This window comes from Luteimonas marina, assembly GCF_007859325.1.
Classification (GTDB): Bacteria; Pseudomonadota; Gammaproteobacteria; order Xanthomonadales; family Xanthomonadaceae; genus Luteimonas; species Luteimonas marina.
Window position 1 is genome coordinate 276052 of sequence record NZ_VOHK01000006.1, and the last position, 12292, is coordinate 288343.

Below are 12292 nucleotides of genomic sequence, written 5' to 3' on the forward strand. Positions count from 1 at the left end.
ATCGCAGTTCGCACCATGACGCATGACTTCCTGATCGTGGGCGCCGGCATGGCCGGAGCGGCTGCAGCCTACGGGCTCAGCCGCCACGGGTCGATCGTGGTGCTGGAAATGGAGGCCCAGGCCGGATATCACACCACGGGGCGTTCGGCGGCGATCTACCTGCCGAGCTATGGTCCACCCTCGGTGCGGGCTCTGACCCAGGCCTCGTTCGATTTTCTCGATGCCTCGCCGGCCGACCTCGGGCTCGAGCACCGGCTGCTCGAGCCCCGAGACGTGCTGTACATTGCACCCAACGACCGCGTCGGGGCCTTGCATGCCTTCGTGGCCGAGGCACGTGCGCAGGGCATGCCGGTCGAAATGATCGAACCCGAAGTCGCCTGCAGCCGCGTCCCGGTACTGCGGCCGGACTACTTCCACGCTGCCGCCTGCGAGCAGGGCGCCTACGACCTGGATGTCGCCAGCCTGCACCGGGGCATGCTGCGCGCGGCCCGGGCGCGGGACGCGCGCATCATTCTCGATGCGTCGGTTGAACATATCGCTCGTGACGCGGGCGGGTGGACAGTTGTTGCCAGCGGGCAGACGTTCCACGCCCGCCACCTGGTGAATGCGGCAGGCGCCTGGGCGACGCATGTCGCCAGGATGGCCGGCGCATCGCCGATCCGCCTCGACCCACTGCGCCGCACGATGATCAGCGTCGATACCGGCGAACAACCCTTCTCGGCCGAGTGGCCGATGGTGGAAGCCATTGGTGAATCGCTCTACTTCAAGCCCGAGTCTGGCAGGATTCTGGCGTCATGCGGCGACGAGACCCCGTGGCCGCCGAGCGACGTGCAACCAGATGACATGGACGTTGCCTTCACTGTCGATCTTCTGGAGCGGGCAACCATCTACGACGTGAGACGGGTCAGCGCGCAATGGGCCGGGTTGCGGGTATTCGCCGCGGACCGCCTGCCTGTTATCGGCGCCGACCCGGTGGCTCCGGACTTCCACTGGATGGCGGGGCTCGGGGGTTACGGCATCCAGATCGCGCCGGCCATCGCCGACTTGATCGCGGCCCAACTGTCCGGACAAGATACTCCCGCGCACCTAGCCGCCCGTGGCCTGAAGTCTGCGGACGTGACTCCCGGGCGATTACTCTGAATTTTCACCGAAAGCGGGCTTGACCCCACTGGCCCTTTCCAGATGCTGCCTGAGCAAATAGGACGCACCGATCTGGTCGTGCCGCTCCAGCGCATCGAGAATCGCCATGTGCTCGTCGCACACGCGTTGTGCCCGTTCCCGGCTGTATATCCAGTGATACTCCAGTACCCGACGCAAACGGTTGTGCTGCTGGATCGCCTGGAGCATGAAACGGTTGCCGGAGAACGCGGCGATCATTTCGTGGAACTCGGCGTTGATCTCGAACCACTCTGCGCTCGAGATACGCGGATTCGTGAGAATGCTGGCGTGAGCCTGACGGCTACGGGCGACGCGCTCGTCGTCCAGCCTGAAAGTCGATTCGAGGACGCTATGCGGCTCTATGACCATTCGGAACCGGTAGCTCTCCTCATTGGCCTTGGCCGAGTTAAGCGTCGGCGTGAACGACCACTTCATGCCGAGCCCGCGTTCGACCAGCCCATGCTCGGACATGCTCTGCAGCACGCGGCTGAGGAAACCACGTGTGACGCGGTAGCGTCGCATCAGGTCGGTCTCGGAAAAATGTTCCGGCAACCGGTTCGCCGCGCGATCGGAAGACAACTTCATGTAGAGGCGATCTTCTTCCGTCTCCGGGATCTTGATGAAGATCTTGTCCAACTGCTGCCCAGACTTGCGCAGCACATACCCCGCCTTGGTGAGCGGCTCAAATACGCCGTACTCGCACAGGAACTGCAGCGCACCGTGCACGGGAGTGCGGGACACCTTGAACTCCTTGGCCAAGGCAACTTCGGTGATCTGGTCGCCCTCCACCAGCCCGTTCCTGCGCACGTGGTCGATGATGCGCGCTGCAAGCTCAGACTGCATCTTAGTGGGCTGTGCAGTCTTCTTCTTGTCATCCAAAAGAGCCACTCCGATGGTCCCTGAAGGAGTAAATTCCAGTGCCCGCAAGAGTATCACGCGACCCACAAGGCCTTCTGCACGCACGGCGACCTTGCCGACCGGAGCGTGGTTTTGATATGCTTTTTATTATTATGAAATACATATAAGCCAACGACCGATTGATGCCTCATCCAGGCAGAGGAAGCAGATGCACAGCGTGAGTGCTGCAGACGAACAACTACCCGGACACGCGCGGCTACGCGGCGTTCCATTCCCCCTCATCCGCATCGCCGGGGCTCCTCGCGAACGCGGCAGGCAGTACGGGAAACTGGCGATCGAGCGCATTGGCCGCACGATCGAAATCTATCGACGCGCCTACGCGGCCATAGGTATCCCCTGGGATCGAGTGCGCGAAATTGCCACGACCTTCGCCCCGGACATCAAGGCTTTTTCGCCCGAGCTGTTCGAGGAAATCCGCGGCATTGCCGAAGGCAGCGGGTTGCTCATGGAAGAAATCGTGGCGCTCAATGCGCGAACCGAGCTGGTCTACTGGGAAGAACGGGGTGAGCAGTTCGAACGCGACGATGGATGCACCAGTGTGATGGTATTGCCCGAAGCTTCGGCCAACGGACATCTCCTGCACGCCTGGAACTGGGACTGGCGCGACGAGAGCGCCGACAGCACGATCGTGCTGGATATCATGCCCGAGACGGGACCTCGGGTACTTACGGTGGTGGAGGCGGGCCTGCTCGCGCGCGCCGGTTTCAACAGCGCGGGGATCGCGGTGACCGGCAACAACCTGGAAGCCGAGGAAGTGCGCGGGCGCTATGGTGTCCCGGCGCCGTTGATCCGCCGCGCCGTGTTGATGTCGGAAAGCTACACGATGGCGCTCAAGCAGGTGTTCGACGTCAAGCGCTCGTTCTCCAATAACCTGATGATCACTTCGGCCGGCGGCGAGGGTGTGGACCTGGAGACGACGCCGGACCGCGTGTTCTGGCTGCAACCGGAGAAAGGGCTGCTGGTGCATACCAACCATTTCGCCTCGCCTGCCGCCCACGTGCTGGTCAACGATCTGAGCCTGGCCAAGGGGCCGGACTCGCTGCACCGTTCGAGGCGCGTCCAGGCCGCCCTTGGATCGAAGCTCGGCGCGATCACGGTCGACGACTTGAAGCAGGCGCTGGACGACCGTTTCGACTCGCCCTACGCCGTGTGCGCAACCCCGGGCAAGGCGGACGCCAGCGGCCGCATCTCTTCCACGGTGGCGACGATGATCATGGATACCACCGCCCAGGTGATGCACGTGGCGTCGACTCCGTACGCGGGCGCCACCTTCACTACTTACGCGTTCGAGCAGGAGCCAGGCAGCGGAAGCGGCGGCGCGTCATGAGATTCATCGATGCCCGCCTGGTGCGGGAACTGCTTCCCGTCGCCGACTGCGTGGAACTCATGGCGCAGGCCATGCGCAACGCGTCCGCTGGCCGTATCGCGATGCCTACCCGAATGGTCATGCCATTGGCGGACCACAGCGGACAGGTGTTCGTGATGCCGGGCTCGGCCCTTGAACCCCGCGTCTACGGCGCGAAGCTGCTGAACGTACACCCGACGAATCCGCAGCAGGGGCGTCCACTCCACCAGGGCTTCGTGGCGCTGTTCGACCATGACACCGGCGTGCCGCTGGCCATAGTCGAGGGTTCGGAGCTGACGTTGCTCCGCACCGCGGCAGCCTCGGCATTGGCCACGCGCACGCTGGCCCGGGCCGCCGCTGGTACGCACGGCATATTCGGCACGGGAAGGCAGGCAGGGGACCACGTCCGTGCAATCGCCGGGGTCCGGGCGATCAGGCGCGTCGTGATCTGGGGGCGGACCGGCACGCGTGCGAGCGCATTGGCGGCAGAACTTTCAGATAGCACCGGGAGCGAGGTCATCGCGACGAGCGACCCGCGCGAGGCCGCCGCCTGTGACGTGGTCACCACGGTGACCGCCGCCGGGGAGCCGGTCCTGCAGGGCGCATGGTTGATCCCGGGCACCCACCTGAACCTCGTCGGCGCGCACTCGCCCGTGACCCGGGAAGTCGACGACGATGCGGCCCGCCGCAGCACGATCTATGTCGATCGCCTGGCCTCGGCATTCAGTGAAGCGGGCGATATTCTCATCCCGCTGGGCAATGGCACGATCACCAGGGACGCGATCGTCGGCGAGATCGGCCAGGTACTCCAGGGCACCGCACCGGGCCGTCGCGATGTGGAGCAGATCACCCTGTACAAGTCGCTCGGCACGGTGGCCCAGGATATCCTCGCTGCCGCATGCGTGTACCGTCGCGCCATCGAGCGCGGCGCCGGCAGCGAAGTCAGCCTCTGACCTTCTCTCGCCGCGGCCGCCCATCCGGGGGGCCGCTCTCGCCCCCCGCAGACCGTCGATGCTCAGACGCGGACGCAGGCTACTCGATGGTCCGACTCCACCTCCACCATGACCGGTCGGCCTTGCGACAAGGGTGCGGCCATCACGCTGCCATGATTGAAGTAGGCCCAGCCCTCCGGGGCCGGCGATGAGCTGCCGATCTGGGTCCGCAACCGGTAGCCGCCGGCTTCCGCGCGCGCAAGCCGGGGCGTAGCCTGCAGCAGCCGCAGTGTGTAGGGATGACGCGGATCGTCGTAGATCGCGGTGCGTGGCCCTTCCTCCAGAATCAATCCGCGGTACATCACCACCACGCGGTCGGCGACCTGCTCGACTACGCTCAGGTCATGGGAGATAAATAGACAGGAGAACCCGAACTTCGCCTGCAACCCCGCAAGCAGCAGCAGGACCTGTTTCTGGGTCGTCACGTCCAGCGCCGCCACCGGTTCGTCAGCCACCAGGAAGCGCGGCCGCGCGACGATGGCCCGCGCAATGCACACCCGCTGACGCTGTCCTCCGGACAGTTCATGGGGAAAGCGGTCGCCGAAATCGTCCGGCAGGCCGACCTCGGCAAGCATCGCGCGAGCGCGGACGAGTCGCTCCGGATGCCGCATCCCCGCCATGTGCCGAAGCCCTTGTGCGACGATGTCCGTCAGGCGCATGCGCGGGTCCAGCGAGGAAAACGGATCCTGGAACACCATCTGGGTCTGCAGGCGGTAATCGATCAGCTCGCGCCCGCGCAATGCGGCCACATCGCGGCCATCGAACCGGATCGAGCCCCCGCTTCCGCGATTGAGCCGGACCAAGGCGCGCCCGAGGGTCGTCTTGCCCGAACCGGACTCGCCGACGAGGGCGACCGTTTCCCCGCACCTCACCACCAAATCGACACCGTCGACCGCCTTGAACACCGGCGCTCTGCGCCAGGGCATCTTGGCGCGCTGCGCAAACTCCACCTGAAGCGCGCTCACCTCGACGAGCGGGCCGTCTGCCGGTCTGTCGACGGCGCACAGGCCACGTATCGGCATCGAATCCAGCAGGTCACGCGCATACGGATGCCTGGGCTCCAGCAACACGCGCCGGGTCGGGCCGGCTTCCATGATTCGCCCCTGACGCAGCAGCACCACCTCGTCGGCATAGTTGCAGACCATGCCGAGGTCATGACTCACCAGCAGTACCGACGTACCGAGCTCCCGCGTCAGCGAGATCATGATGTCCATGACTTCCTTCTGGATGATCGCATCCAACGCCGTGGTCGGTTCGTCTGCGATCAGCAGCTTTGGTCCCATCACCAGCACGGAGGCGAGCATGATGCGCTGACGCATGCCGCCGGAGAACTGATGCGGGTAAGCCCGGAGGCAGGCGCGCGGATCGGCGATGCGCACGCGTTCCAGCATCGCCAGGCAGCGCTCGCGCGCCCGGGCCTCGTCCAGGCCGAAATGAAGCTTCAGCGCCTCGGTCATCTGGACGCCCACGGTGAGTGCCGGGTTCAGCGAAACCATCGGCTCCTGGAACACCATGCCGATGGCGCGTCCGCGCACGCGCCTCATGGCGGCCGGCGAGGCATCCAGCAGATTCTCGCCGGCAAGGAGGATCTTGCCGGCGTCGACGCCCGCCACCTGCGGCAGCAATTGCAACGCCGCCCGCCCGATCATGGTCTTGCCACTGCCCGATTCACCCACCAAGGACGTCACTCGACCCGGCGCAACCGCAAAACTCACGTCCTGCACCACCGGTCGCCGTGTGCGGTCCGGCTGGCGCACGCTCACGCAGAGCCCGTCAACGACGAGCAACGGCCTGGCTTCGGGCACGACGGTAGGTGATGGCGTCTCGGCGGCCATGGTCAGAGATTCTTCATGCGAGGATCGAACTGGTCGCGGAGGGCGTCGCCGAACAGGTTGATGCCCAGCAGCGACATTGAAATGCTCAGGCCCGGCACGATGGCCAGCCAGGGCGCCTGGCCGATGTAGCTTCGGCTGTCCGACAGCATCCCGCCCCAGCTGGACATCGGCGGCGGTACGCCCAGACCGAGGAACGACAGCGAACTTTCGGTCAGCAAAGCCCAGCCGAACAGCGCCGTCGCCAGCACTATGATCGGAGCGATGCAGTTGGGCACCACGTGCCGCATCAAGGTGTACCACTCGGAGTTACCCATGACGCGCGACGCTTCTATGTACTCCTTTTCACGGATCGACATGACGCTCGATCGGACCACGCGCGCCACGGACGGCAGATAGGCAAGACTCAACGCCAGAATCACGCCGACGCGGGACGGTCCGAACACCGCCACCATGCCCAGCGCCAGCACCAGCGAGGGAAACGCCTGCAAGGCATCCAGCAGGGCAACCACCACGCGATCCAGCCAGCCACCGAAGAAGCCCGACACGGCGCCCACCAGGGCGCCAGCCAGCGTGGCCAGGATCACGGTGCAAAGGCTGATCGTGACGCTGACGGTGGCGCCATGCAGGAGGCGACTGAATACATCGCGCCCCCACTCGTCAGTGCCTAGCCAATGGAACCGGCTGGGCGCCTGCAGGCGCGCATCCAGATCGATGATGATCGGGTCATACGGGGTGTAGAAACTTCCCACCAGGACGGCACTGAGCATCAGCAGCAGTAAGACTCCGCCCACCCTGGCGTTCGTCCGCCGGAACAGCAGGCGCAGGGCGGCGGAGGTGGGAGCCGGCATGACGGCGCTCACAGCCTCACCCGCGGATCGAATAACGGATAGCAAAGGTCGACCAGCAGGTTCACGACGACATACACCAGGGTCACCAGCAGCAGGCAACCCTGTACTACCGGATAGTCGCGGGCAAAGATGCTCTCTACCAGCAGGCGGCCGAGCCCCGGCAGGGTGAAGACGGTTTCGGTGACCACCGCACCCCCCAGCAGCGAGCCGAGGGTCAGGCCGATCATCGTCAACGTCGGCGCCATCGAGTTCTTGAAGGCGTGCCGGCCGGCCACGGCCAACTCGGTCAAACCCTTGGCGCGCGCGTGGGTGATGTACTCCTGTCGCAGCACCTCGATGGTGCTCGACCGCGCCAGGCGGATCAACACGCCTGCCTCGATCAACGCCAGTGCGATCACCGGCAGGACGAGATACTTCACGCCTTCGGCGAAATCCTCCACCAAGGGTACATAGCCCACTACCGGAAACAGGTCCAGCCAGAGGCCGAACACCAGCAGGAACAACAGGCCCAGCCAGAAGGCGGGGATCGACAGGAAACCGACGGCAAGCGCAACGACCGATACATCGACCGGCGTGTTCTGCCTCCACCCGGCCAGCATGCCGGCCGGCACCGCGACCAGCGAGGCGAGCAGGATCGCCGGGAGCACCAGCGAGGCGGTGACGCCGAAGCTGCCGATGAGGATCTCCAGGACGGGCCGCTGTTGGGAGATGGAGATACCCAAGTCGCCCGCCAACAGCTGCTTGATCCAGATGACGAACTGCGCCGGCACGGGCAGATCGAGGCCGAGCTTCTCGCGTAGGTCCGCCAGCAGCTTCGGATTGTCCACCTCACCCAGCATCAGCTGGGCGGGATCGCCGGGAATGGCGCGCATCATCGCGAACACGATCACCGCCACCACCAGCAACGTGGGAATGGCCAGAAAAGCGCGGTTGAACAGATATCGGATCATCGGGCTATCTCGACCTTACGGCGTCGCCACGGGCTTGACGCCCCACAGCCGCTCACGCACGAGCGGCCAGGGGGCAAAACCTTCCAGTCGGTCACGCACCGCCGTGGCCGCGCCGGGGTTGAACAGAACGATCAGCGGATTGTCCCGCAGCATCAGTTGATGCAGTTCGTCAAACGCCGCTTGCCGGGCCGGCGGCTCGGAAAGGCCACAGGCGTCGGCCAGCAGGGTCAGCGCCCGCGGGTTGTCCCAGACCTTGCGCTTGCTCTGCTTGCGATTTCCCGCCATGGCCTCGTATGTCAGGCAGGGATCCACCCGTGGAGAATAGGAGAAGGACATCAACTGGTAGTTGCCTGACTGATAGCGATCAAGCTGCGTCGCCCACTCGAGCACCACGAGATCGATATGGATACCCACCTGGCGCGCCATCGATTGGATCATGATCGATTGATCGAAGATGTCCGTGTAGCGACGGCTGGTAAGCAGGCGGATCTTCTGTCCCTTGTAGGCCGACCGTGCCAGCAGCGCCCGTGCAAGTCCCGGATTGAAATCATGGCCGCGGCGCTGCGCTTCCGAGTAATAGCTGCTTACGACCGGCACCATCGACGCATCAACCGTACCGATACCCCCGGATACCACCTCCGCGATGGCCTTCACGTCCAGGCTGTGCGCCAGAGCCCTGCGCAGCAGGGGGTCGGACATGACCGGATCGTCGCTCTGGATCAGCAGGACATTGCTGCCCAGCGTCGGCGAGCTCTTGATCCCGATCCGCGGGTACTTGCGCAGCTCGACGAGCTCGGGCGCCGAGAGCCAAGGCAGCACGTCCACCTGCCCCTTGATCAGCGCCGCGCGCCGCGACGCGTCGTCGCGGATGACAAGCCATCGGATCGTGTGGGCATACGCGATCTTTCCCCCGGCATTCCCATCGCGTGGTTCATTGCGTGACCGGTAGCCGGGGAACGCCACCAGCTCGATGAACTCGCCACGCTTCCACGTGCCAAGCCTATAAGGACCCGTACCAATCGGCACTCCGACCTCGCCTTCGGCATTCATCGAGTCCGGATGGAGGATCGCGCCGGCACCGCATTGCACGGCAGCCATCTGAGCCAGCAACATCGGAGATCGGCGATCGAGCCGGAATACCACGGTATGCGCGTCGAGCGCCTCCACTGATTCCACCCTCGGGCCACGTGATCCGTCCATCTCCGGCAAGCAGGGCCAGTGATTGCGGGGATCCAGATAGCGTTCCCAGTTCCACGCCACGTGGCGCGCAGTCATCAGCTGGCCGTTGTGGAAGGGGACGTCCTTGCGGAGATGGAAGGTGACGACCCTGCCGTCAGGCGAGGTTTCGACGCGCTCGGCCAGCATCGGCCGGGGCGTGCCGTCCTCGCCATAGGCGACCAAGCCTTCGACCAAGTGCATCATCACCGAGTCAGTGTTGGAGTCCCGATTCATGCCCGGATCGAGGCTGCGGATATCTGCATTGGCGGCTACACGGATGGCGCCGTGGGCGGCTGCGGACGCGCTGGAGGACACCATGCACATCGCCAGGCCCAACATGGCGAGTACGCCACGCAGGTTCCGTTCGCTTGGCCGGCTGCCGGCAGGGAACGCTCGCATGCGGCCTACTTCCTTTCGTGAACGATGACGCCACCCATCACCGTCATAATCGCCTCGACGTTCAGCAGCTCGCGAGGCTCGATGGAGAATATGTCCTGCGACACCACCACCATGTCGGCCAGCTTGCCAACCGTGATGCTTCCCTTGAGGCCGTCCTCACGTGCCGAGTACGCCGGGTTCAAGGTGTACGCCCGTACTGCCTCGGCCAGGGTCAGGCGCTGATCACCCCGCCAGCCTCCTTCAGGAAGGCCATCCATGTCCTGCCGGGTCACCGCGTAATAGATGTTCTCGAACGGATTGAAAGGCGACATGTTCCCCTTCACGAATCCGCCGGGCATGTCCGAGACGATGTTGAGGACAGCGCCATGGTCGATCAGGGTGCGCCACGCGTGCGCGCCCGCCACCCGCGACGGGCCAAGGGAAGCGTCCAGCTGTTTCCACTCATGGCTCAGGTGGGAGGGGGTTACGTCCACGATCATGCCCATCGCGCCGATGCGCGCGAGATCCTCGGGCGTTGCGTACCATGCATGAATGACGCGCAGGCGGCGATCGCGTGGGCCATTGGCAGCGATCGCATCGGCATAGGCGTCCGTGAGGAATTGCACCGCACGGTCGCCCAGCACGTGCACTCCCAGATCAAAGCCGGCCCCATCGGCATCGAGGATATCCCTGCGTAATTCCGCCTCGTCCCGTACCCGGAAAGACCATCCACCCGCATAGCCAGGCCGATTTGCGAAAGGCTCGTGCATCAGCGACGCGTCGGCCAAAGCCTTGAGCGTGCCGAAACGGATCATCGCGTCACCGCTGCCGGGAAACAGCTTCTCCTCCCTGGCCTCGCGCCATACCGTCAGGGGCAGCATGGCGAATACACGGACGGTCAGTTCGCCGCGATCGCGCAGCGCCTGGAAGATGCCGATATCCGAGAAGCTTCGCTCCACGTGCGTGTGGTACGTCTGGCGCTGGGACATCGCGTCGATGCGCGAGATGTCTGAGACCGAGGTGATCCCTACACCGTTCAGCTGACGCATGAGGTTCCGCGCGGAAACCAGCTTCTGCTCGAGCGAGATGGGCGGCAGCATCGCCTGTACATTGTCTCCTGCCGTCCCGTAAAGCATCCCGGAAAGATCGCCGGACGTCGGATCCCGCCCGTAGCGGCCGCCACGCGGATCCGGTGCGCGCTTGTCCAGGCGAACGTGACGCAAAGCCATTGAGTTGGCAAAAAACTCGCGGTCGCTGTTTCTTAGCAGCACGGGATGGCGTGGAGCGATACGATCGATTGCTTCCAGCTCCGGCTCGAATCCGCCGGCGGTGGCCCAGTCGCCACCGGTGATCCAGAAGCCCTCCGGAACCCTCGCAACGGCCTCGGCTAGGCGCCGGTCGAACTCCGCCTGGTCGTTCACGTCGTGCAGGTTGACGCGGTAGAACCACTCCGTGGCATTCTCGAAATGGGTGTGCGCGTCGTTGAATCCGGGGAGGACACGCCTGCCCTCCAGGTCGACCACGCGCGTGGAAGGCCCTTTCAAGGCCAGAATCTCACGACTGGTGCCCACGGCGATGATCCGCTCCCCCCGCACGGCCACGGCCTCGGCCTGCGGATTGGCTTCATCGACCGTCCAGATCTTGCCGTTGTGCAATACCAGATCGGCGGCGCCCACCTGGCCCTGGGCTGCACCCGCGGCGCCTGCCGCGACAAGGAACCCAGCGAGCAGGCGACGCGCGCGCGCACTGAATACGAATGAGATACAGTCCGGCAGGGTTACGGTGGTCTTCTGCATATGCCTTACCAGGTTGTGCTGGGTGCGTTTGTGATCCAGATGTCGGCCGCAAGCCTCACGGCTTCCGCTGGACCGGCCCGTCCGCGACGGGGACCGACTCCCTGACCTGATATCGCGAAGCCTTCGCGCTCCACGAGGATCACGTCGCGGCCATAATGCTTTTCATAATCATATAACGCAAGTTGCCAGTCAACCTGGCGGACGGGTCGTTGCAGCGCAGCACGCGCCGACAAGGCCGCGTCGCTGCCTCCCGGCCGTAGCAACCACCGGATGCTCGAACGGATCCATGGCCAGCAACCATGCCCGGTTCCCGCGCAGCACTGCATTGGCACGCAGCATCTCGGCGTAGCGCTGGGCATGCGGCGAGAGCAGGCGATGGAAGACACGGCAGTAGCTGTTGGCCCAGTCCATATCGGCGCGACGGAATGGCGCAACGATGTGTCGTAGCGCCATTCGTCGCGCGAACTCAATGCGTTGTCCAGTCTTTCGTGTCGCTCGGTTGCGGTCATGTTCGATCGATTGTGGCGGCTCCCGGCTGCCGCAGCCGCAGCCCTACTAAGGAAGGTCTGATCAAAGCGCGCTGATGCCTAGATTTCAGCGCCAAGGCGCCTGATCGACCTCGATGTGATCACTTTCTCGCCATTTCTGGCGCTTTTCGACGGGTTTTCCCGTCCAATGGACGGCTTTAGCCCGTCGGCAGCAACAGACGTCGCCGCGCCATCCACAGATTCGACAGCGCGAACAGCGTCAGCACCTGCGCCGTGTTCTTCGCCAAGCCGCGGTAGCGCACCTTGGTGTAACCGAACTGCCGCTTCACCACCCGGAACGGGTGCTCGACCTTCGCCCGCAGGCTG

The 12292-nt window shown here is 64.6% G+C and carries 10 protein-coding genes; 3 read left to right on the plus strand and 7 right to left on the minus strand.

What is annotated here, in order from left to right; translation table 11 throughout:
* The first annotated feature begins 15 nt into the window (after window positions 1–15).
* Entirely contained in the window at window positions 16–1140 is a 1125-nt protein-coding gene (locus tag FQY83_RS15155; RefSeq protein ID WP_146388811.1) for an NAD(P)/FAD-dependent oxidoreductase, read from the plus strand.
* On the opposite strand, the gene FQY83_RS15160 is transcribed toward FQY83_RS15155, so the two are convergent.
* On the minus strand, window positions 1132–2037 hold the full coding sequence (locus tag FQY83_RS15160) for a GntR family transcriptional regulator (protein ID WP_146388812.1): 906 nt from the start codon (window positions 2035–2037) through the stop codon (window positions 1132–1134). The genes FQY83_RS15155 and FQY83_RS15160 overlap by 9 nt on opposite strands.
* A gap of 187 nt (window positions 2038–2224) precedes the next feature.
* On the opposite strand from FQY83_RS15160, the gene FQY83_RS15165 reads away from it, so the two are divergent.
* On the plus strand, window positions 2225–3403 hold the full coding sequence (locus FQY83_RS15165) for a C45 family autoproteolytic acyltransferase/hydrolase (RefSeq protein WP_146388813.1): 1179 nt from the start codon (window positions 2225–2227) through the stop codon (window positions 3401–3403).
* The gene (locus FQY83_RS15170; protein ID WP_146388814.1) at window positions 3400–4374 is read left to right on the plus strand and encodes an ornithine cyclodeaminase family protein; all 975 of its coding nucleotides are present in this window, start codon (window positions 3400–3402) and stop codon (window positions 4372–4374) included. The genes FQY83_RS15165 and FQY83_RS15170 overlap by 4 nt, the downstream gene beginning before the upstream one ends.
* Before the next feature lie 62 nt (window positions 4375–4436).
* On the opposite strand, the gene FQY83_RS15175 is transcribed toward FQY83_RS15170, so the two are convergent.
* The 6 genes from FQY83_RS15175 to FQY83_RS15200 all read right to left on the minus strand — a co-directional run.
* Window positions 4437–6248: a dipeptide ABC transporter ATP-binding protein gene (locus tag FQY83_RS15175; protein ID WP_146388815.1), complete on the minus strand. Its 1812-nt coding sequence runs from the start codon at window positions 6246–6248 to the stop codon at window positions 4437–4439.
* Between the two features lie 2 nt (window positions 6249–6250).
* Entirely contained in the window at window positions 6251–7096 is an 846-nt protein-coding gene (locus FQY83_RS15180) for an ABC transporter permease (RefSeq protein WP_146388816.1), read from the minus strand.
* Window positions 7097–7104: 8 nt separating this feature from the next.
* On the minus strand, window positions 7105–8046 hold the full coding sequence (locus tag FQY83_RS15185; protein WP_146388817.1) for an ABC transporter permease: 942 nt from the start codon (window positions 8044–8046) through the stop codon (window positions 7105–7107).
* A gap of 15 nt (window positions 8047–8061) precedes the next feature.
* Window positions 8062–9663, minus strand: a complete 1602-nt coding sequence (locus FQY83_RS15190; protein WP_146388818.1) for an ABC transporter substrate-binding protein — start codon at window positions 9661–9663, stop codon at window positions 8062–8064.
* A gap of 5 nt (window positions 9664–9668) precedes the next feature.
* Window positions 9669–11438: an amidohydrolase gene (locus FQY83_RS15195; RefSeq protein ID WP_146388819.1), complete on the minus strand. Its 1770-nt coding sequence runs from the start codon at window positions 11436–11438 to the stop codon at window positions 9669–9671.
* A gap of 685 nt (window positions 11439–12123) precedes the next feature.
* Window positions 12124–12292, minus strand: a 169-nt coding sequence (locus FQY83_RS15200; RefSeq protein WP_146388820.1) for a transposase, incomplete at its 5' end; no start/stop codon positions are given.

What these genes read in the sequence shown, in the direction of transcription:
- FQY83_RS15155 (WP_146388811.1), top strand. Translation starts at nt 16, where the DNA reads ATGACGCATGACTTCCTGATCGTGGGCGCCGGCATGGCCGGAGCGGCT.
- FQY83_RS15165 (WP_146388813.1), top strand. Translation starts at nt 2,225, where the DNA reads ATGCACAGCGTGAGTGCTGCAGACGAACAACTACCCGGACACGCGCGG.
- FQY83_RS15170 (WP_146388814.1), top strand. Translation starts at nt 3,400, where the DNA reads ATGAGATTCATCGATGCCCGCCTGGTGCGGGAACTGCTTCCCGTCGCC.
- FQY83_RS15175 (WP_146388815.1), bottom strand. Translation starts at nt 6,248, where the DNA reads ATGGCCGCCGAGACGCCATCACCTACCGTCGTGCCCGAAGCCAGGCCG.
- FQY83_RS15180 (WP_146388816.1), bottom strand. Translation starts at nt 7,096, where the DNA reads ATGCCGGCTCCCACCTCCGCCGCCCTGCGCCTGCTGTTCCGGCGGACG.
- FQY83_RS15185 (WP_146388817.1), bottom strand. Translation starts at nt 8,046, where the DNA reads ATGATCCGATATCTGTTCAACCGCGCTTTTCTGGCCATTCCCACGTTG.
- FQY83_RS15190 (WP_146388818.1), bottom strand. Translation starts at nt 9,663, where the DNA reads ATGCGAGCGTTCCCTGCCGGCAGCCGGCCAAGCGAACGGAACCTGCGT.
- FQY83_RS15195 (WP_146388819.1), bottom strand. Translation starts at nt 11,438, where the DNA reads ATGCAGAAGACCACCGTAACCCTGCCGGACTGTATCTCATTCGTATTC.